This window comes from Sporofaciens musculi, from assembly GCF_009830285.1.
GTDB classification, from domain to species: Bacteria; Bacillota; Clostridia; order Lachnospirales; family Lachnospiraceae; genus Sporofaciens; species Sporofaciens musculi.
Genome location: NZ_WUQX01000001.1, coordinates 926,313 through 947,751 on the forward strand (window position 1 = coordinate 926,313; position 21,439 = coordinate 947,751).

Here is a 21,439-nt window from a genome sequence, read left to right on the forward strand (position 1 = left end):
CGTTTTTATCCCTCAAATACGGTCTTTATGGAAGTTCGTGACCCAAATATTGACCATAAATAGCTGCTAACGAGTTCATATGCTGCCGTTTGGTTTCGATGGTGGGGTGCACGTAACGATTCAGGGTAATCTTTACATCTGAGTGGCCCAATATCTCGCTTAAGCTTTTGATATCCGCTCCGCTGTTGATATAGTTTGTGGCAAAAGTGTGCCGCAGACTGTGAAAATTTTTATGCCCTATGTCTGTAGCCAGCAGATATTTCCGAAATTTATTCTGGTAGGTCCTTGGATCCAAAGGCTTATTGTTATGTAACACATATTTCCCCGCATTTTTGTAATATGGAAAAATCAGCTTTACCAATTCATCCGATAAAGGTATTTCACGCTTTGAATATACACTTTTGGGCTCTCCTTCCAAAAGAACTGTCCGGGTTTCCTTTCCGTCCATGGTAATCCTCTGTACCGTAGAATTTACATGCAGCATTTTCCTTTCAAGATCAATATCCTGCCATTTCAAAGCACAGATCTCACCCAGACGCAGACCGGTGGAAATGCAGATCACAATCCCCAGCTTAAAAACGTCCATTCCGTCATACAGATGGTGCAGCAGACGGGTCTGTTCTGTCTGGCTAAATATCTCGACCGGCTTATTTCCTGTTTTCTGCCGCTGATTTGAATATCTGATTTTTTCTGTGTGATAATTCGATGCCGCATAAGATAGGATCTGGTTCATGACACACGAAATACTTTTCTGCACACTGTCCGACAGAACCTCGTTGTTTTCATTCTGAAATATCTGTGACAAAATATCCTCATTAAGCTTTGCCAGTACCAGATTTTCCATTTTTTCTTTAATATGTTTTTGGTAGATAAAACGGTATTTGATAAAAGTAGCATGCTTTTTCGTACTTTTGACTGTGGCAAGCCATTTATCTGCCACCAGATAAAATGGGACGTCTCCTGCACATTTCCGTATTTTTGACATATATTGCGTATCCATTTTTGCCGCAGATAATTTTTCTTTTACCTCGCTGTAGCTTTTGGCATATATGGAATGAACCACATTCTTTTGGGACTGGGGTTCATATGCAGAATACCGTCCCTCCCAGCGTCCATCCTTCCTCTTCCTGATATTTTCTCCGCGCCTTGACATATTAACATTCCTCCTGACCACTTTTTTTACCCATAATAAAATAGATTCAGGGAAAAGGAACGTTTCTCATAAACTTTTGTCTGCCATATGTGTATTCTATAATGTCTGAAGTCGGGAATAATGGAAGGGAAAACATGGAAATAGGGCAGAAACAGGATTATTTGGTTGACAAATCAAAATGCCTCCTTTATAATTACATATGTAAATTGAGGCGAAAACTGATTTTATATTTGAAAATTGATGTTTTTGTTTATGGTAGAATTTCGCAGATTAGAGTAATCTGCGAAAGAATTATAGCGTAACCGTTGAGCGCATATTGAGATTAAAAAGACTACCGGAAATGCTGTGGTGCGCAGATTTGCGGAGTATACAAGACCATCTGGTGCTTGGCCTGGCTTATCTGGCATGGAAGGGTCGATTAGTATGAAAGGACATAAAGATACCATATATAAGACCGTTTATCAATATAACCAGATTCCACTTTCCGCTGCTGACATAGAACGGCTACAGGAAATCGCCAGAGACTGCCGGCAGGTCAAAAATTATGTTTATGACCGTTATAGTGGGATTCGCAGTCTCTCGAAGCTTCATCCAGGTTATACCATTCAGAATGAGATGACAAAAAGCGGGCTGCGGGAAAAGCTGGGTCTTCCGTCCGTGTATTTCTACCTGTCTGTTTTTGACGCACTAGGGGATATCAAGAGTCAGTGGACGCGTACAAAAAGCCGGGTGGGACAAAATATCCGGAACAATCCGAACCTGTCGCCAGAGGATAGGCATTATCTGCGGTTCGTCATGAAGCAGAGCCAATGTTTTGAGTCGGTGTTAATGGGAGGGGAGCCAAAACTTGTGGGTGTCTGGAAAGAGAGATACGCAGACGTCCAAAAGGACGTGGATACCCATCGACTGAATCAGTACCTGCGCAGGCAGGTGCGGCGATGCAGAAATAAACCCCATACCGATGCGGCAGACGGTTTCTTGGCTTCACCAAAGGGATATCGGTATGCAGACCATGGGATATACCTCTCTATGAAAGAAAGCCGCAGGAGGCTGTTTATCCCTCTGACAGACAATAATCGTTACAGCTGCCAGATTTACGTGCGGCTTTATCCTGAGAAAAGAGGGCTTACGTTAAATGTGCCCATAGAGGTAAAGCAGAGACATCCTGCTGGATACAGCGGAGAGATGGGGCTCGCCATGGGGCTTAAATGCATGTTTGTGACTAATCGGGGCAGGGCTTATGGAGAAAAATATTTGGAGTACCAGTCTGCGCTTACAGACTATGTGCAGAAAAGGCTGCCCCGCCACCAGAGGAATGCGAAAAATAATCCCGGTATGAAAAAATACAACGCAGGCAAGGCGAGATTGGAAGAAGCAATGCACAATTATGTGAATGAGGAGATCAATCGGATGCTGGATACAGAGAAACCAGGAGTGGTCTATCTTCCAAAGCTGCCGCCAAAGTCAAAGGCTGGCTTCAACCGGAAGGTAAACGCTACCGTCAATATGTGGCAGAAAGGCTTTGTAAAAAGCAGGCTGCTTCAAAAATGTCGCGAGCGGTCCATTGAATTGGTTGAAGTATTCGGTAAAGGGATCAGCATCCAATGCAGCCGTTGCGGAGCCGACGGGGTGAAAGAAAAAGATGTGTTTCGCTGTCCATCCTGTGGGATAGAGATGCCGGAAAGGCAGAACACCGCAAAGAATGTCCTGAAAAGGGGATGTGCGCTGCGAGAGGATGGGGTTGTGGAGAATAAACTCTAAAAAGAAGTTCATTAAGAATAATTCTGTGGATGAACGTACCGTGAGGATGCGTTTGACCAAAACCGGGGAACGGGAATAGGAACGCGGAAGAATTCTATTGATAGAAAAAACAAAGACGGCATTGGAAGCCGGTTCCTGCGGGAGCCGGGTATTGGGTATGCCAGGACCCATGGGAACTCAAGACGCGGAATTCTTGCGTATGAGAAGTACCGGGAGCGAAGCAGGCAGGTCAAAAGCACCTGTCGGCATCACCTGTAAGGGTGACAAAATGTGCCTTATTAAAAATAACAAAAAATCATTATTAAAAATAATCTACAGAAAGGCTTGTCTGCAGTCCTTGCTTTATATTAGGGAAGATATTTCTCAATAATCAAGAGGCGGTAGAGAGCATAAAACATTTCTGCACTACGCCCGGCGTGATCAATGCAGACAAGGTAATCCTACAGTCTGAAGATATGCGGCGGGTTTATATCAATGTTCTGACGGAAGATGCGGTACATGGAAAAAGTATAGAAGCTGTAATTCCGGGGGATTTGTCCTTTTGGAAAACAGAGCAGAAAATCGAACAGGTAACAGGAGTGAGCAGGGTGAAATATAAAGATATGTGCAGCACAAAAATAACTGCATATGGCAAGGACTTTTCATTTCTTCAAACCTTAGCTTATGATGACAGCGCTAAGCTATGCATCTATGGCTGCGGAGTGAATGGAGAGATAATCTGCAGATATCTAAAAGCTTTTGGCAGGGATATTGAATATTTTGTGGACCGACAGGCAGACAGCAGGGAATTTACCGTTCTTGACAAGAAGGTTATTTCGCCAGATACATTTTTGAGCCTGGCGGATGGTATACGGGTCATAGTTTCGCCCGATCATCAGGCGCCGGTGATACAGTATCTAACCGAGAAGGGCATCGATGAAAAAAATATCATATGTCCATTTAGAAAAGTAGACAAAGAGATAAGAATTCTTGAGGATAATTACGAGCCTAAGTGTTATCTGAAAGACAGTAAGAGAAACAGAAAAGAACAGGCGGACGTTATCCCGGAGGCGACTATTTTTACGATCCTATACAATACACCGAAAGGGATGCTTTGCAGAACCATAGAAAGTGTTTTGAAGCAGAGTTTTGAAAACTTTACTTACCTTATTATTGATAACGGCTCAACAGATGCTTCAGCAGATACAATCAGGCAATATATGAAAATAGACGCAAGAATTACATATATTCGTCTTGAGAAGAATGTTCCATGGACAGAAAAGGGACTTCTTACAAAACTTAAAGACAACATAAAGACAACCTATGTAGCTATGGTTGATTCTGATGATTACTATGAGCCGGATTTTTTGGAGAAGACCATAAGTATTTCCCGTGCTGACGCGTCAGATATGGTTCAGGTCAATACACTGACATATGCGCATGAGGGCTTTAGATACAGTTATTTTACACATTATTTCGGAAGAAATATCTGTATTGAAGGAGATAAGAAGAAAAACTATTTTATGCTTCGCATCCTTTGTGTCCCTGTGTGGGGAAAGCTGTATAAATCAGACTTGTTCAAGGAACTTATAGATATGATGCTGGATTGTGAGACAGAGTATGACAGAGACTGCAATTTCTGTCTCGATATATCCTGGATGACCTATATGGCTTTGGCCTGTAATCGAGTTTCTCTGTGTGATGACTTATTGCATATCCGTACTTGGAGGCCGGGAAGCAGCGAGCATTCCGACAACCACAGTTCAAAGTGGCTTTCATCTATCGTCTGGTCTTTTGAACATTTGCGAAAAAACGATGTAGAATATGAGGCGGCGCAGGTATTTGAGGAAGCAGCGCTGATGTGGTTATTCAGCCTGCCCAGAGAGGAATATAGTTTATCGGATTTTAGGATAGGTGATATAGACAATAAGAGAGTCGCAGATTTTTTAAACAGACCTGTTTGTGATAAATATAGAGGGAATCAGCATGGATAAGAATAAAGATATCATTTCATATGATGTTTATGAGTTAGATTTATATGATTTGAAAAATAAGGTTGAAAAGTTAAATGTAGACGAGGTCATTGTATACGGCATTGGAAATAATGGGGCTGAAATAAACAGACTCTTTAAAAATATAGGCGTCAAAATAAAATATTATTTAGATGTAAAGGCAAGGAATGAGGTTCGTACCTTTAAAGGAATAAAAGTTGTTGATCCCGAAGCTCTGCCTGAGATGTATAAAGGCGAATACATTGTGATCTCACCAAGTATACACGACAGTATTTACGACTGGATGAAGAAGCATAATATTCCGGATGAGAAATTGATACTGTCTTTTTACAAGACGGAGAGCATGTGCATAGATTATGGAAATCATTATGGAGTCAAACCGTCTGCGGATATTGGATACTGTGGGACCAGAACGGAAAGAGTGAAAGCCACATTTGTGACCATCGCATATAATACGCCGGAAAATTTATTAAGAAGGGCGATTGAAAGCGTGCTTAGGCAGACGTTAAGAGATATAAAGTATCTTTTTATCCTGAATGGGCCCACAGATGATACGGCACGCATAGTAAATGAATATGCCAAGATGGATGCCCGTATAAGTGTGATAGATATGGGGTGCAATCTGCCCTGGACGGATATAAAGCTGCTGAACGCCATCCGGGATAATATTGAGGGCGATTATTGCTGCCAACTAGATTCTGATGACTATTATGATGAAAGATTTCTTGAGGAGGCTGTAGAAATCGGAGATCGGAATCGTGCGGACATCATATGTGTGCGCACCTGTCTTTTTTGTGCAGATAGTGAGTATAACCCCATGGATGCCGGACTGGACTATGACTGGCACGATAAGTTCTATTTTAATGTAGTGCATCCGCAGTGCCATATAATCGGGCACAAAAATATAATGCTTGCTTATGCCAGATCGAAGATATGTTCAACATTTTGGGGAAAGCTGTATACCAACACGCTGATGAAGCGATATTTAGATTATCTCACCAATTTACCGGCTGCAGAACGTGAGCTCTATTACAGATTGGATACTGCGATGACATATAGAATTCTAAGTATGGCGGAAAGAGTTTTTTATAGCGATAAGGTTCTGCATTTTTCGCAGTACTCCAAAAAGAATTCAACCTTTACATTGGCTCCGATAGAGTGGCTTATGTCGTTATGGTATTCATACAAGGGGTTGAAGGATGAAATCTATTCGTATTATGGGAAGAAAAAAGCGAAAGCGTATTCAAAAGGATTTCTGCAAGTACATCTTCTGTGGATGGTAGGACGGAAAGGAATGCTTGATAGTGTAGATTCCAGTAAATATCGGGATGCTGTTATAGACCATTTCAGAGAGATGATATCGGATAAGATTTTTAAATCGATCCTGATAAACAAGGGGCAGTATATGAAAGCAGATTGTCGGGAGTTCTATGAAAAAGTATATGCTTTGTCTGGAAAGAGGGGTGTGGTATGACGTTTGAGAAAATGGCCATAGATGGGTGTTGTCTCATTAAGCGTAATATACCTTGGGATAACAGAGGATGTTTTTCGAGGCTTGCCGATGTCGAAGAATTCAAGACAAATGGCTTGAATGGAGAATTTGTACAGATTTCCTTCTCAAAGAATTACAGAAAAGGAACGCTGCGGGGAATGCATATGCAGGCTGAACCTTCGGCAGAAGAAAAATTCGTATGCTGTGTTGAGGGTGAGGTTTACGATGTATGTTTGGATTTAAGGAAAGACTCGCCTACATATTTGAACTATTGTTCGGCTGTTCTTTCCGGGGAAAACGGTCAGGCATTTTATATACCGAAAGGATGTGCCCATGGGTTTGTGTCACTTAAAGATAACTCCCAACTGATTTACTTTATGACTTCGGCATATGACCCAAAGTCTGAGAGAGGATACAGATGGAATGACCCGGCGTTCTCGATAGAGTGGCCGCTGCACCCATCGGTTATTTCCCCAAAGGACAACGCTTGGTCGCTGATAGGAGACAAAAGATAGCTGATGAGGATACTTCATATAGCTGCACATATGGGTGCAGGCGCAGGAAAAGCGATTTCCGGGATGGCTATATCAGATAGGGAGAATAAACACAGAATTATTCTTTTGGATAAGCCGGAGAAATCGGACCACATCATAAGGTGCGGGCAGAGAGGGATAGATGTTCTTGTCTGTATCGAAAAAGAACAGGTGAAAAAAGAAGCGTCAGAAGCGGACGTGGTGGTAGTTAATTGGTGGCATCATCCTCTCACATACAAAGCTTTGGTAGAAATTTCAGAAATTCCTACAAGAATTGTTTTGTGGAGTCATGTAAATGGTCTCAATTATCCCAGGCTAAAGTCTGAATTTGCAGCAGACTTTGATGCCTGCATGTTCACATCAAAAGCATCTTTCCAAAATCCTGATTGGAAGCATGAAGATAAGGCAGGTATACAAGAACATTCTGCACTGGTGTATGGAATGGGAGATTATAAGCCCCAGGAATTTCTGGCAAAGAAACGCTATGATATAAGGCATAACATAAGGATCGGATATGTGGGCTCGCTGGATTATGCTAAGCTGCATCCCGATTTTGCCAGATGGCTTAAGGCGGCTATAGACTGCAATAAAAATATCAGATTTGAGATTGCAGGAGATTTGACACAGGCGCTGTCAGATGATGTGGAGAAGATGGGGATTTCAGAATATGTGCAGTTTCTCGGATTTCGGACGGACATACAGGAATTGCTTCCCTTATGGGATATTTTCATATATCCGTTGAATCCGTTTAATTTCGCCACCACGGAAAACGCCTTGCTTGAGGCTATGGCAAGCGGTCTTCCTGTTGTGGCGAGCGACGGGGCTGTTGAGAGAACAATTATTAAAGACGGAAAGAACGGTCTTTTTGCTTCAGATAAAAATGTCTTTGCAGAAAAGATAAAAGAACTGTCAGAAAACATAGAACTTAGAAGGGCTTTGGGACGGAAGGCAAGAGAGGATATGATTGAAAAATATGACGCTGAAAGGAACCGATTACGATTTAATACTGTGATGAACAAGGTTATGAAAAGTCTTAAGAAGACGCATGATTTTAAATCTGTTTTTGGAGAAGATGCGTTCAGTTGGTTTCTGTCGGGCTGTGGAAAAGAAGACGCTGAGAGATTAAAAGAATTATCTGAATACAGAGAGGAAGACTTAGAGTGGGAGGAAGCAGTATTAAGGGCCGGCAGATTTGAGGGGATATATAAGGGACAATCAAAAGGCTCCGTAGAGCAGTTCGGCAGATATTACCCTGGAGATACGAGGCTTAAGAATCTGGCAAAGATTATGAAAAAATCAGAGGAGATGTCTATATGAAAGCAAAAATAGGAACCAGATACCATAAGAACAGGACAGAACTTCAAAAGGTTATTCCTTTAAGCACGCCATTCATACTTTATCTGGATCCGTCAAGCGCGTGCAATCTGAGCTGTAAATTCTGTCCGTGCGGAGGCGCCCATAAGGACCTATGGACAGAGGAGAAACGCGGCAGCATTGGCGTTATGGATTTTGATCTGTATAAAAAAATCATTGATGACTGTCAGGAATTTCCGGAAAAGATTAAGGTTTTGCGTCTATATAAGGAGGGAGAACCTCTTGTAAATAAACGGCTGCCGGAGATGATAGAATATGCGCGCAAATCCGGTAAATTTGAAACAATAGATTTTACAACCAATGGAACACTGCTTCGTCCTGAATTAAACAGGAAGCTTATAGATGCGGGATTATCAAGAATCAATATTTCCGTGGAGGCTCTTGACGCCAGGGGATATAAGGAAATAAGCGGTGTGGAGATGGACTATGACAGATTTATCGACAACATAAGAGATCTTTATGAACACAGAGGAAACTGCCGCATTTTTATAAAGACTATGGCGGATAACATTGACAGGGACATAGAACAGAGATTTTATGGTCTGTTCGGTGATATCTGTGATGAGATAGCAATAGAGCATATCGCGAACTGCTGGCCTGGATTTGAAAATACCACGGAGCAGGTAAACGTATACCATGGTGAAGGCTATAAGGAGTATGTGGTCTGTCCTAGAATTTTTTATATAATTACAGTGAATGCCAACGGCACTGTGTCGCATTGCATTGTAGACTGGAATTATAAAGGGATTATAGGGGATGCCAGGAAACAGAGTATTGTAGATATATGGAACAGTAAGGAATATCAGGATATCCGTCTGGCACATTTGAACTGCAGGCGACGGGAAATTACTCTATGTAAGGACTGTATGGAGATTGAATCTGCAGCGGTTGACAATATAGACGAATACAGGGAAATGCTCCTTGAAAGGATGACCGGTAAGCAATGAAGGTTTTATTTATAGGTGGTAATGGAAATATTAGCTGGTGGTGCGTAGAGGAAGCCATAAGGCGCGGAGATGAAGTTTATGAGCTTAACCGCAAAATGACAAGGGCTACCAGAAGAAAAGTCCAGCCAGAGGTGCATGAAATTATTGCAGACATTCGTAATGAGGAGGCAGCAGTTAAAGCACTTTCTGGTATGCACTTCGATGTGGTATGTGATTTTATCTGTTTTAATGATGCTCAGGCAAGGCAGGCAATAGAGGTTTTTAAGGGGAAAACAGATCAGTATATTGTCATATCATCGGAGGCTGTTTACAAGAGAGAGAGCAGATATTTGCCGTTTCGTGAAGATACGCCGCAATATGACGAGGACGTAGAGGATACTTATATAGCCGGAAAGATTAAGCTGGAGAGGACTTTCAATCAGGCATACAGGGCAGACGGATTCCCTGTAACCATTGTAAGACCTGGATATACCTACGATACCATCCTTCAGGTACCGGTGGGGCAGAATTGCTTTACGGCGCCCCAGAGGCTCATTGATGGATATCCATTTTTGATGTCTGGGGATGGGGAAAACCTTGTTGCGCCAATGCATTCAAAAGATTTTGCAAAAGCTTTTGTGGGTTTGATAGGGAATAAAGAAGCGATAGGAGAGGATTATCACATAACCGCAGAGCAGATGATCACATGGAACGAGATGGCGGAAACAATCCTTACAGCATTAGGGCTTGATGCAGGGAATATCATTCATATACCTCGTGACGAGGCGGTTGGGATAACGGATTTTTACAGTGTGCTCGTGAACCGGCAGCATATGTGGCATTATATTTTTGATAATACGAAAATCAAGTCTGCCGTACCGAAATGGAAACAGAAGATAAGTTTTTCTAAAGGCATTGAAGAAACGGTTTCCTGGCTGCTTGCTGACAAGGTGAGGCAGCGGATCAATCCAGAGTGTGACAGGAGGCTTAAAAACATATACAGCAGATACTGGAATGGAGGAAAAATATAGTGAGCTGCCCAATTTGTAAAAGTAATGAAAAAAAGATTCTGTACAGGCTCTGTGACAATATGAAGATTATGGGTGCAGACTTTCCGGAAACCCCTAGCTTTATTGCAAAATGTAAAAAATGCGGTCTTATATATATGGATACTAAGGCGTCGCAGAAAGACTTCTTATCTTATTACATGTATGGCGCCGTTGCCCCCAAATATTATGATATGTTCGGACAGGAAGACACGGATGAGTATTATCATCATTTGCATGAATTGATGAAACCGTACATAGGCACAGACAGTAGGATGCTTGACATTGCAGGAGCGTGGGGGGAATTTGCAGGGTATATGAGTAGGTTGGGATATAGAGACGTTACGGTTCTGGATCCCAATGAAAAATGCATCTCAAGTGCAAATAAATTTGGAGTAAAAACTTTGCTGACGGACAGTACGGGCATGGGTGATGCTGCGGATAACAGTTTTGACATGGTAATTCTGAATCATTCATTGGAACATATACTGGACGTAGACAGCACTATGAGAAATATTTCCAGAGTCTTAAAGGACGAGGGGTATCTATTTATTGAGGTCCCTGACATAGAGGGCTATGCAGATGAAGCGGCTGCCCCTTTTAATTTTCTTACATATGAGCATGTTTTACATATGTCCATGAATGATATAGAAAATCTTGCGGGAGAATATGGATTTGAGATTTTGGACAAAGGCTGCTATTACAAAAAGGTGAGTAATTATCCGTCTATATATGCTGTATTGAGAAAAGGAGAAAAACAGGCACTGGTCTATTCGGATGAGCCGGAAAAGGCACTGGTCAGATATTTAGAAAAAAGTCAGAAGACTCTTGAACATTTTCTGGCTCCGTTAAGGCAATCAGGAGAGAAACTTATTCTTTGGGGAATAGGAGCGTCTACGGCAATACTTATTGAGTCCTTTAAGGGATGCAATGTAACGGCTCTTATAGACAAAAATCCAGACCGTCAGGGATTGACCTTTAATATAAATGGCAAGCCATATGTGATTGAACCTCCGGAAAGCGTCGGAGACGGAACCATTCTAATTCTTTCAATACCATACCATGACTCTATTGAAAGGCAGATTCGGGACATGGGGCTCACTAATGAGATTGCCGCACTGAAATAGAGGTAACAGACGTATGAAATCAGCCATAGTAACCGGCGTAACCGGTTTTATAGGAACGCATCTTAGCGAGGAACTGAAAAGAAATAATATCAGTGTAACGGGACTTTCCAGGCATGACAGCCCAAATACCGGGAGACTTAAAAAAGATATAGATATCGTGTGGTGCGGCATGGACGGTTACGATTCGTTTTCGGGACCACCCGCAGATACATTTTATCATCTGGCCTGGGATGGAGCCACTGGAGTCGGACGGGATGATGAGGAGTTACAAGTAAAGAATATCGCGTGGACGGTTGCCGCGTTAAAAGCGGCAAAACGTGCGGGGTGTAGGAGATTTGTAGCGCTGGGGACGGTGTATGAGAAGCTTGTCCCCCAAGTACTTTTAGCTTCAGAGCACAGAAAAGCTGACTTTTATCTATTAGCAAAGCAAAGCGCCCATTATATGTGTCTGAAGCTTGCAAGGAAGCTTGATATAGAATTCGTCTGGGCAACAATATTCCAGCCGATCGGAAGATATATCAAAAAAGAACAGGTGATGACGTATACCATAAACGGGCTTTTAAAGGGCGAACCGCCGGAATTTGGACCGGCAATGGAGCCGTATGACATTACAGCAGTTGAAGATATCGCGTATGGCTTGAGGCTCCTTGGGGAAAAAACTCTGACAAAGCAGGAATATTATATCGGGAGCGGCAGTCCTATGCTCATGAAAGAATACCTGCAAAGGACAAAGGAAGTCCTGGGGGTGGACACAGAGCTTAAAATAGGCTGCCGTCCTGACGACGGTTTGCGATTTATGTTCGATTGGTATGACATATCGGAGATTGAAAAGGACACAGGATATTCTGCTCGGATGGGGTTTGATCAGGCGGTATTAAATGTAGCTGAGTGGGTCAGGTCAGGTGAAATGATATGAAGATGATTATATTGGCAGGTGGACAGAAAAGCACAATCAGCGGGGAACCTGAAGGCATGCCTAAGCCCATGCTTTCCATAGGAGGCAGGCCGCTTCTGTGGCACATAATGAAGCACGCTTCATTATGCGGGATAAAAGAATTCATTGTATGCGGCGGTTATAAGATAGATTCGATTAAGGATTATTTTCTGGATTTTTACATATACCAGTCTGATATCCAGGTGGATACAGGAAGCAACACGGTAAAGATTCTCGATAAAAATACGGAGGAGTGGAATGTTACCGTTGTGGATACGGGCATAAAGACCATGCCTGTGGAGCGTATAAAAAAAGTGTTAGATATAGCAGGGAAAGAGTTCCTGATATCTTACGGAGATTGTCTGTCTGATATTTCGCTTGAAAGGCTGCAGGCTGCTCACAAGAAAGAAGCAAAATCTATCACAGTAGCTGTTGCAAAGCCGTCCGGACGTAAGATGCCATTACATTTTATGAGGGAAGAAGCAAAATGGAAGAGTAGTGACAAAGCGTGGACAAGCGCAGGGGTATTTATGGCGGGAAAAGAGGCTTTTACCGACGAATGCTGCAAGGGAGATATAGAGGACATGCTGTCCCAGTCCTCCACGGCAGTATATAGGCATGAAGGTTTTTTTAGTACGATTGAGACATTAAGAGATAAAGCGGCTGCGGAGGAAATGTGGGATAAGGGGATAGCGCCCTGGATGGGAATTGTATGAAGGTTGTGATTTTAGCAGGCGGAAGAGGGACAAGGATAAGCGAAGAATCATCCTTGCGCCCTAAGCCGTTGGTAACGATAGGAGGACATCCGATCCTCTGGCACATAATGAAAATCTACTGCAGCTACGGATTTCATGATTTCATTGTGTGCTGCGGGTATAAGGGCGAATACATTAAAAGATACTTTGTCAGATATGGATTACAGCAGGCGGCTGTGAAATTTAGCTTATCACAGCTTAATGAGAATGGTCAGACGAAGGATATTACGGATAAAGAGAGCACTGAGAACTGGAAGGTGATATGTGCCAATACAGGGCTTGAGACGCTGACTGCCGGACGTATCCTGAAAATAAAAAAGTATATCGGTGAAGATGAGGAATTTATGATTACATACGGCGACGGCGTAGCGGATATCAATATAGCCAAGCTCATCAGCTTCCACCGGGAGCGTGGAAAAATCCTTACGATATCCACAACCCGTCCAGAGGGACGGTTCGGGGCAATCAGCATCGATAAAAAGGGAAATGTAGAGAGCTTCAAGGAAAAGGCAAGAAGAAGCCAGTCCTATGTCAATATTGGTTTTATGGTAGCAAATAAAAAGCTATTTGATTATCTGGGGGATGGAAATGAAATGCTTGAAAGGGAACCGTTTGAGAGGCTAGTAGCTGACGGTCAGATGGCGGCATATAAGCACCCTGGATTCTGGTCACCCATGGATAATATACATGACAGAGAGTATCTGGAGAAGCTTTGGAGCGATGGCGCTCTTTGGAAAATATGGTAGAAATTACGAGGAGGAAAGATATGAGTCAAATAATCTGGTATGGAGCAGGGAAAAATCTACGGGATCATGAGAAAGAATTTGTGGCAGAGACAGGGTATCCGGTCTGTATTTGCGATGCATCAGAACAAAAACAGGGAATCAAATATACATTTGGAGAGGGGGGCAGAAAGATTGTGACATTGTCTCGCTAAATTCTGTAAAAACAGAATATCCGGATTATGAATTGTGGCTGACGCTGGCGGAGCACAATCTTGCAGATGTGTACAAATGCCTTACGGAAAGAGAAGGCGTTTCAGCGAGGAGGATTCGGTTCTTTGGAGAACGAGAGTACCGACTGGGGTGTTTTAATTTGCAGAATTATATATACATTAGTTCTGATAATGTGAAAACCTGCGCCCATTATCCTTATACCAACCATTTCATGTTTGAGCCGGGACAGATTTTGAGTGAAAAAGATGTAATAAATAAACTTGACCAGCTAGAGGATTGGCGGAGGGAGACCATTAAAAAGCTTCAGAACGGAGAAAAAACATCCTGCCATGGTTGTTCTGCCCTGCATTGGGGGTTCTTTACAAAGGAGCCTCATGTGGAGATTTTAGGGGTTGGACCTAATTTCAAAGGGGGAACGAAGTGTAATTGTGATTGTTTTTACTGCAACCAGAATACAATAATACGGACAAAGAGCAATCAAGAACTAAGTAATTATGATATCCATCGTATCTCGGCAGAGTATTACGACACGCTGGATACCACAATTCTTGCCGATGGGGAGCCTACAATACTTCCTAAAATAGACGAAATATGTGATCTGACTATGGAAAGAAACTGGTCAATACAGTTGAATACCAATGCCATCTTGTATAAGGAAAAGCTGGCGGACGCGATTGCGTCAAATTCAAAATCCTTTATGGCAGTAGCACTGGACTCTGGCAGCAGGGAAACATACAAAAAGATAAAGAGGGTGGATACTTACGACAGGGTTATTGAGAATCTCCATAAATATAAGGAAAAGGGTTGTAATATTTTTCTAAAGTATATCCTCATTCCTGAATATAATGACAATCTTGAGGAGATTATCAAATTTTTGGATGTCTGCAGCGAGCTTAAGGTACAGCACGTAACACTTTCCCAGAATCTTTCAGGCTTCGTGGATGGAGTTAAACACAAAGCAGACCCCGATATGCCTGAGTCGATGTTCTGTCTGTTTACTTATATGGTGGCAAGGCTGCAGGAAATGGGAATTTGTTGGGATTTTCAGATAGAATTTGTCAGTAAGCATGATATTGACAGAATCGAAAAACTTAGAAAGTAAATAGGAGTTATCATGATGGAAACAATCAGAAGAGAAGATTTTGCGGACGAAAAGTCAAGGGGAATATTTGAACACAGATTTAATTATTATACGACGGGAAACATGGAGCACATTCTGAATATGGTGACAGAGGAGTATAACGATTTTGCAGGACGGATAGTAGAATTAAGAAAAAAACTCTATGCAAGGCTGAAAGAATTTGACGGAAGACTTCTTATTTATGGGGCAGGTGTGCATGCTGGTTTGACAATGGATTTTCTTGAAAGAATGGCATTAGATAATAAATTCGCAGGCTGCTGTGTAAGCGATGCCCAGGAAGGAGGGGGGGGCAAAATTAATAGAAGATTTTTGCGATAAAAAAGAATATTATCTGGTGCTTGTTCCGGAAGGAGCGTATTCTCCGGAAATGATAGAAAATTTGGAGGAGCATGGCTGGAATTCCAGTCAATATGTTTTGATACCATTTGCAATTCTTTTCGATTATGAGTTTAACGAGAAAAAGGATATAAAGGAGATTATCGAAAATCGGGACAATCACTTCATTATTTATGGTACAGACTGGAACAGTGTGTTGTTTCGTAGCCTGATGAGAGGAGCGAATCGTCATTATGATTTTTCTATTGCAGAATTATCAGGTAAGCCGATCGAAGATCTAAGCTATGTGGCGTCTATGAAAGACATGTATGTGGTTGTGTTTAATGGCCTGAGAAGAAGGAAGGCTTTAGAGGCTGGGGTGCCGGAAGAAAAAATTATACAATTTTGCAATTTGGATGAACTACAGTATTTTGACGAAGACATCGTTCCAAGACACACCAAGGGAAAGAAGGAAGTATTTGTTGATGGAGGCAGTATGAATTTATATTCCTCGGCACAATTTATGAGATGGTGCGATTATGAATGCGATAAGGTGGTCTCATTCGAGCCTGATAGAAGATGTGTGAAGATCTGTGAAGACGTTCTTGAAAAGATGCCAAGGCTCCGAGAAGTTACACAATTAGTTCCAAAGGGGCTTTGGAGTAGTGAGACAGAACTGGTATTTAATGAAGTTGATAACTATGGCTCATCTTCCTTTATTACCAGAAAAGGAGATGGGAACGAACAGGTTATTCCAACAGCATCTATTGATGAGATTATGGATGGAGGGCTGGTAACATTTATAAAAATGGATATCGAGGGGGCTGAATTAGAAGCGCTTAAAGGGGCGGAAGAAACAATTAAGAGATATCATCCGACTTTGGCGCTATCAATATATCACAAGCCGGAGGATATTGTTGAATTGCCTCGATTTATAAAATCACTGGTGCCAGAATATAAGCTGTATTTGAGAAATTACCATTTAGATCAAACGGAGACTGTACTTTATGCGATCTTCCAGTAGCAAAGGTTTATGAAGTGAAAGAAAGCAATAAGAGGACAATTAATGATTCAAAATGAAATTCTGCAATCAGACATTATCTATATAGGTGGAAAAGTGGTGCCAATAAGCGAATTTAAGAACGAGTTTCCGGATTGGTACGAGATGTGGAATAAATATGGTAGAGAGGACACGGCAGATCAGTATGTTTTTATTCCTGACTATGATTATGGCGTCTCGGCAATATTAAATGCTTTTTATTCTGTCGATTTCAATAAAGCGACAGCTGATTTTATATGTCGGTTTGACGATGAAAGAAATGAGGGAGGAATTTATCATCCTCCGATTCATATTGGAAATAGATTGGTATTTACGCCGTGCAGAGCGCATAGATGGGCATATTATGATTTGGATACCAAGGTGTTTTCATATGAAAATATTCCTGTAAAGTTATTGCCTGAAAACGATGGGATATTCGTATGCTCATGGAGACCAATAAAAGATTCAGTGGTATATATGCCGGGAGAGACCGGAATAGTCGTAAAACTGGATTATAAAACCGGTGTTGTATCATATCATGACTGTTTGGTAAAGGAGCTTCAAGTTGAAAAAGGTCAGATAGATATTTCTTCGATGGCGACTTATAAGGATTCGGTATTGTTTTTTTCAAGTGCGAACGACATTGTTTATGAAATCAATGCCGAAAGTATGGCTATAAAAAAGACGCACAGGATTGGGCCAATGATGAAGGGCGTAAAAGCAGCATTTACACTTCCAAAAACAGACTGGATATTTATTGTTGGAAATCCAGAGTTGGTAGATGCAGGAGATTGGAAAACGATATATAAATGGAATATTAAAACGGGAGAGTTATATGCAATAAAGAATCTGCCAATAAATCCATGTGTAGAAAACGCAAAGTATTTCTTTTCTGATTTTTGTTATTATTACGAAGATTTATATATTATTCCGCAACAGGGAGATTGTTTTGTAAGGATAGATGTGCATACCAATCAGGCAGAGCGAGTAGAAATAGCGTCAGATTGCAATCTATTAGACCGGAAAAATGATTTTTACAGAAGATGGGGAGATGGCATGATATTTCCGATGCTTCACTACAACGGATTTGAAAATACTCTTACTGCAACATTACCCTATGACTTTTCAATCGCAGAGATTGATTTTGACAAAAAGATACTGCGAAATAAAAGAAAATGGCATGTAAGAGGTATTGAAAAACAGATTCGCAGTTCTCTGGCAAACAAGTGGTTTGACGGTGGATTTTTTGAAAACGAATTTTATTCATTAAAGGAATTTATTGCAGAGGACAGTTCGAGAGATGTGGATTGATTCCGGCAGCAGAACAGGGGGAAATTAAAATGGATGACAATGAATTACGGTCAAGAATACTAGCTCAAGTAAAAGAATACGCCAGGTTATACCATCAAAGGAACGATTCATATACTCCGGGAGACCGTATTCCCTACGCATCCCGTGTCTATGATGAAGAAGAATTATGTAATCTGGTGGATTCGGCGCTGGAATTCTGGCTGACATCAGGCAGATATACGAAAGAGTTTGAAAAGAACTTCGGGGAGTATCTTGGAGTGAGATACTGCTCATTGGTGAATTCAGGCTCATCTGCAAATCTGCTTGCTCTTATGGCTCTTACATCGCCCCTTTTAAAAGAGAGAAGATTAAAGCCAGGGGATGAGATGATCACGGTTGCGGCAGGATTTCCCACAACGGTATCTCCTGCCATTCAATATGGCGTCATACCCGTGTTTATAGATGTTACAATTCCGCAGTACAACCTTGATACGGCCAGGCTTGAGGACGCTCTGTCGGAAAAAACAAAGGTTGTGATGGCGGCGCATACCTTAGGGAATCCCTTCAATCTGAAAACGGTAAAGGAGTTCTGCGACAAGCATAATTTATGGCTTATAGAGGATAATTGCGATGCGCTGGGCTCTGTTTATGAGATGAATGGAGAAAAGAGACTGACAGGAACCATTGGAGATATTGGTACATCATCCTTTTATCCGCCTCATCATATGACCATGGGAGAAGGAGGGGCTGTTTATACAAATAACCCGCTTCTTCATAAGATTATTCGGTCCATGCGGGACTGGGGGAGAGACTGCATATGTGTTTCCGGTGAAGATAACCGATGTGGGCATCGCTTTGACGGTCAATATGGAGAGCTGCCAGTGGGGTATGACCACAAATATGTATACTCGCATTTTGGGTACAACCTGAAAGCCACTGATATGCAGGCGGCAATCGGCGTGGCGCAGCTTAAGAAACTTCCCGGATTTACAGAGAAGAGAATGGAAAATTTCAAAAAGCTTTATACGAGACTTTCGGACGTAGGAGACAAGCTCATCCTTCCAGAAAAATGCCCTGGCTCTGAACCGAGTTGGTTTGGATTTTTGATGACATGCCGCGAGGGTGTGGACAGGAGGAAAGTTATATCCTACATAGAAGAACATGGGGTTCAGACCAGAATGCTCTTTGCGGGGAATCTGATTAAGCATCCCTGTTTTGATGGGATGAGGGAAAAGGGAACAGGCTATCGCGTTGTCGGAGATTTAATGAATACAGAGCGTATTATGAGAGATTCTTTTTGGGTGGGCGTATATCCCGGAATGACAGACGAGAAGTTGGAATATATGTCAAAAATAATTAAGGAAGCCGTTAATCAATAATGATTTATCGATAAGAGTGTAAGTTATATGAAGAATTTTTATAAAAACAAAAAGGTTCTGATTACGGGGAATACCGGATTTAAGGGGAGCTGGATGACACAAATGCTCCTGCTTCTTGGCGCGGATGTAACAGGTATTTCGCTTCGCCCTGGGACAGATCCGAGTCTTTACGAGATTTTACATCAGGGCAACAATATTAATGAATATATTGTTGATATCCGTGATTTTGAACAGGTGTTAAATATTTTTCATAAGGAAAAGCCAGAGATTGTGTTTCATCTTGCGGCGCAGCCCATAGTAATTGCTTCCTACAAGGAGCCAAGGTATACATATGACGTCAATGTTATGGGAACGGTTAATATTTGCGAATGCATCCGAAGGTCGGCTTCTGTAAGGTCTTTTGTGAATGTTACTACGGATAAGGTATATCAGAACAATGAGTGGGAGTTCCCTTACAGGGAGACGGACCGTCTGGATGGCTTTGACCCTTATTCAAACAGTAAGTCATGCAGTGAGCTTGTAACAGCCTCTTACGCCAGAGCATTCTTTAAGGGAAGGGATATTGCAGTATCTGCCTGCAGGGCAGGCAATGTTATTGGGGGCGGAGATTTCAGCGGCTTCCGTATCATTCCTGATTGCTATAGGGATACGGTGTCCGGTAAGGGGATTGCAGTGAGGAATCCGAATTCCGTAAGGCCATATCAGCATGTTTTGGAAGCGGTAAACTTTTATCTCTTAGCGGCAAAGATGCAAATGGATGACAGTTCACTTGCCGGAAATTATAACGTGGGTCCGGAATATTCGGACTGTATCAAGACATCTGAAGTGTGTGATCTTTTTTGCGGCTTTTGGGGAGGAGAGGCAAGGTGGGAGGCAATCGAAACCCAAGGACCACACGAGGCAAACCTGCTGAGGCTGGATACGTCAAAGGCAAAGTCAAGGCTTGGATGGAGACCTGTATGGGACGTAAAGCGGGCTATTAAAGAAACCGTGCAATGGTATAAAGCATTTTCGGATGGTGGAGATATGGCCGGCGTTACCGAAGGTCAGATAAAAACATATCTGAGTGAAGGGAAAGTGTGATGGAAATTATCATATATGGAGCAGGAAATAAAGGACGTGCATATCTTCAGCTTTCCGTTTATTGTTGCTGTCCGTAATGAGAAGGCGGGCGAGGTGGTAAGCCGGCTGAAGAACGATCGAAAGGAATTTTACGCAGGGTTAGACAAATTGCTTGTGGACGAGCTGCATCTGATGTCAAGGATTGATTATGAACGAGAGATTTGCGCCATAGCACATATAGACTCGATGGATCAATACTTTGAGATTGCAGAAAGCGAGGGCGCTCTTGAATTCTTTTGGGCTGACGGAGGCATCTGCCGTGAACTTTTTGGCAGATTAGATTTACAAAATACAGTAGAGTTGGCGTGTGGAAGAGGAAGACATGTGCCGCGTTACATAAATGATGCAGGCCATATTACATTAGTTGATATCCTTGAAAAAAATATAGACCTATGCAGGATGAGATTTTCGGGCGCAGATAAGATTTCATATGTTGTAAACAACGGATATGATTTGTCGGCGCTTCCTGATGACCACTATACATCGTTATTCACCTATGATTCCATGGTACATTTTGAACTATTAGATATATCGAATTACCTGAAAGAAACATACAGAATACTCAGACCAGGAGGAAAAGCACTCTTTCATCATTCCAATAATGATTCGGATTATAAGGCTTCATATGACGATGCAGTTGAATCGAGAAGTTTTATGAGTAAAAGCATTTTTGCTTATCTGGCGTATCGCGCCGGATTTGAAATAGAAGAACAGCGAATTGTGGATTGGGTTAAACCGGAGATAGATTGTCTGACACTTGTTGTAAAAAGGTAGGATACATCGCGTTTATTTTATTTGCCAGCCATACTGAAAAGGAAGTGGATAAATGAAATTGCAGTGCTGCTCATTTGATGAGTTAAATAAAAAAATCAGAGACGGTAATCATGAAATTGTCATGTTTGGAGCAGGTGTGCTTGGACAAGTGACAATGCCGCAGATTTTATTAAAATATGACCTTTTGCCATTCATCAGGTGCTATTTAGACAATGATAAAACCAAATGGGGGAGCAGGATTGAACTGTTTGGCAAATCATTTCCTGTAAATTCCCCATCTTTTTTTAGAAAAATGTAAGAAAAATACAGTTATTCTTTTAAATATCAGCAG

Annotated in this window: 22 protein-coding genes; 21 read left to right on the plus strand and 1 reads right to left on the minus strand. The window is 41.9% G+C overall.

Annotation, left to right across the window (positions count from 1 at the left end):
• Positions 1-25 precede the first annotated feature (25 nt).
• Complete coding sequence (locus GN277_RS04605; protein WP_159750031.1) at positions 26-1,153, minus strand: tyrosine-type recombinase/integrase; 1,128 nt, start codon at positions 1,151-1,153, stop codon at positions 26-28.
• Positions 1,154-1,576: 423 nt separating this feature from the next.
• Here GN277_RS04605 and GN277_RS04610 point away from each other — a divergent pair, with 423 nt between their 5' ends.
• The 21 genes from GN277_RS04610 (at position 1,577) to GN277_RS04710 (ending at position 21,406) form a co-directional block, all read left to right on the plus strand.
• Positions 1,577-2,914: a zinc ribbon domain-containing protein gene (locus GN277_RS04610; protein ID WP_159750032.1), complete on the plus strand. Its 1,338-nt coding sequence runs from the start codon at positions 1,577-1,579 to the stop codon at positions 2,912-2,914.
• A gap of 97 nt (positions 2,915-3,011) precedes the next feature.
• Entirely contained in the window at positions 3,012-3,284 is a 273-nt protein-coding gene (locus GN277_RS04615; RefSeq protein ID WP_159750033.1) for a hypothetical protein, read from the plus strand.
• 46 nt (positions 3,285-3,330) lie between these two features.
• Positions 3,331-4,887 carry a glycosyltransferase gene (locus GN277_RS29335; RefSeq protein WP_204162701.1) on the plus strand — a complete coding sequence of 519 codons (1,557 nt, stop codon included), beginning with the start codon at positions 3,331-3,333 and terminating at the stop codon, positions 4,885-4,887.
• A complete protein-coding gene (locus tag GN277_RS04625) occupies positions 4,880-6,379 on the plus strand; it encodes a glycosyltransferase family 2 protein (protein WP_159750034.1) in 1,500 nt (499 codons plus the stop codon). Before GN277_RS29335 ends, GN277_RS04625 begins: the two co-directional genes overlap by 8 nt.
• On the plus strand, positions 6,376-6,912 hold the full coding sequence (gene rfbC, locus GN277_RS04630; protein WP_159750035.1) for a dTDP-4-dehydrorhamnose 3,5-epimerase: 537 nt from the start codon (positions 6,376-6,378) through the stop codon (positions 6,910-6,912). Before GN277_RS04625 ends, rfbC begins: the two co-directional genes overlap by 4 nt.
• 3 nt (positions 6,913-6,915) lie before the next feature.
• On the plus strand, positions 6,916-8,247 hold the full coding sequence (locus GN277_RS04635) for a glycosyltransferase family 4 protein (RefSeq protein ID WP_159750036.1): 1,332 nt from the start codon (positions 6,916-6,918) through the stop codon (positions 8,245-8,247).
• The gene (locus tag GN277_RS04640) at positions 8,244-9,251 is read left to right on the plus strand and encodes a radical SAM/SPASM domain-containing protein (RefSeq protein ID WP_159750037.1); all 1,008 of its coding nucleotides are present in this window, start codon (positions 8,244-8,246) and stop codon (positions 9,249-9,251) included. Before GN277_RS04635 ends, GN277_RS04640 begins: the two co-directional genes overlap by 4 nt.
• Entirely contained in the window at positions 9,248-10,261 is a 1,014-nt protein-coding gene (locus GN277_RS04645) for an NAD-dependent epimerase/dehydratase family protein (RefSeq protein WP_159750038.1), read from the plus strand. Before GN277_RS04640 ends, GN277_RS04645 begins: the two co-directional genes overlap by 4 nt.
• Positions 10,261-11,403, plus strand: a complete 1,143-nt coding sequence (locus GN277_RS04650; protein ID WP_159750039.1) for a class I SAM-dependent methyltransferase — start codon at positions 10,261-10,263, stop codon at positions 11,401-11,403. The genes GN277_RS04645 and GN277_RS04650 overlap by 1 nt, the downstream gene beginning before the upstream one ends.
• 13 nt (positions 11,404-11,416) lie before the next feature.
• Entirely contained in the window at positions 11,417-12,319 is a 903-nt protein-coding gene (locus GN277_RS04655) for an NAD-dependent epimerase/dehydratase family protein (protein WP_159750040.1), read from the plus strand.
• Complete coding sequence (locus tag GN277_RS04660; protein ID WP_159750041.1) at positions 12,316-13,053, plus strand: NTP transferase domain-containing protein; 738 nt, start codon at positions 12,316-12,318, stop codon at positions 13,051-13,053. The genes GN277_RS04655 and GN277_RS04660 overlap by 4 nt, the downstream gene beginning before the upstream one ends.
• Positions 13,050-13,838 (plus strand): glucose-1-phosphate cytidylyltransferase, encoded by a 789-nt coding sequence (gene rfbF / locus GN277_RS04665; protein WP_159750042.1) that lies wholly within the window; start codon positions 13,050-13,052, stop codon positions 13,836-13,838. The genes GN277_RS04660 and rfbF overlap by 4 nt, the downstream gene beginning before the upstream one ends.
• Positions 13,839-13,858: 20 nt before the next feature.
• The gene (locus tag GN277_RS04670; RefSeq protein ID WP_159750043.1) at positions 13,859-14,029 is read left to right on the plus strand and encodes a hypothetical protein; all 171 of its coding nucleotides are present in this window, start codon (positions 13,859-13,861) and stop codon (positions 14,027-14,029) included.
• A 32-nt stretch (positions 14,030-14,061) separates the two neighbouring features.
• Positions 14,062-15,150 carry a radical SAM protein gene (locus GN277_RS04675; protein ID WP_159750044.1) on the plus strand — a complete coding sequence of 363 codons (1,089 nt, stop codon included), beginning with the start codon at positions 14,062-14,064 and terminating at the stop codon, positions 15,148-15,150.
• A gap of 12 nt (positions 15,151-15,162) precedes the next feature.
• Positions 15,163-15,507 (plus strand): hypothetical protein, encoded by a 345-nt coding sequence (locus GN277_RS04680; RefSeq protein WP_159750045.1) that lies wholly within the window; start codon positions 15,163-15,165, stop codon positions 15,505-15,507.
• The gene (locus GN277_RS29920) at positions 15,458-16,528 is read left to right on the plus strand and encodes an FkbM family methyltransferase (protein WP_244324603.1); all 1,071 of its coding nucleotides are present in this window, start codon (positions 15,458-15,460) and stop codon (positions 16,526-16,528) included. Before GN277_RS04680 ends, GN277_RS29920 begins: the two co-directional genes overlap by 50 nt.
• 42 nt (positions 16,529-16,570) lie before the next feature.
• On the plus strand, positions 16,571-17,854 hold the full coding sequence (locus tag GN277_RS04690; RefSeq protein WP_159750046.1) for a hypothetical protein: 1,284 nt from the start codon (positions 16,571-16,573) through the stop codon (positions 17,852-17,854).
• A 29-nt stretch (positions 17,855-17,883) separates the two neighbouring features.
• Positions 17,884-19,212 carry a lipopolysaccharide biosynthesis protein RfbH gene (gene rfbH / locus GN277_RS04695; protein WP_159750047.1) on the plus strand — a complete coding sequence of 443 codons (1,329 nt, stop codon included), beginning with the start codon at positions 17,884-17,886 and terminating at the stop codon, positions 19,210-19,212.
• 27 nt (positions 19,213-19,239) lie between these two features.
• On the plus strand, positions 19,240-20,295 hold the full coding sequence (gene rfbG, locus GN277_RS04700) for a CDP-glucose 4,6-dehydratase (protein WP_159750048.1): 1,056 nt from the start codon (positions 19,240-19,242) through the stop codon (positions 20,293-20,295).
• Positions 20,296-20,310: 15 nt separating this feature from the next.
• On the plus strand, positions 20,311-21,108 hold the full coding sequence (locus GN277_RS04705) for a class I SAM-dependent methyltransferase (protein WP_159750049.1): 798 nt from the start codon (positions 20,311-20,313) through the stop codon (positions 21,106-21,108).
• Between the two features lie 52 nt (positions 21,109-21,160).
• Entirely contained in the window at positions 21,161-21,406 is a 246-nt protein-coding gene (locus tag GN277_RS04710) for a hypothetical protein (RefSeq protein ID WP_159750050.1), read from the plus strand.
• Positions 21,407-21,439 lie beyond the last annotated feature (33 nt).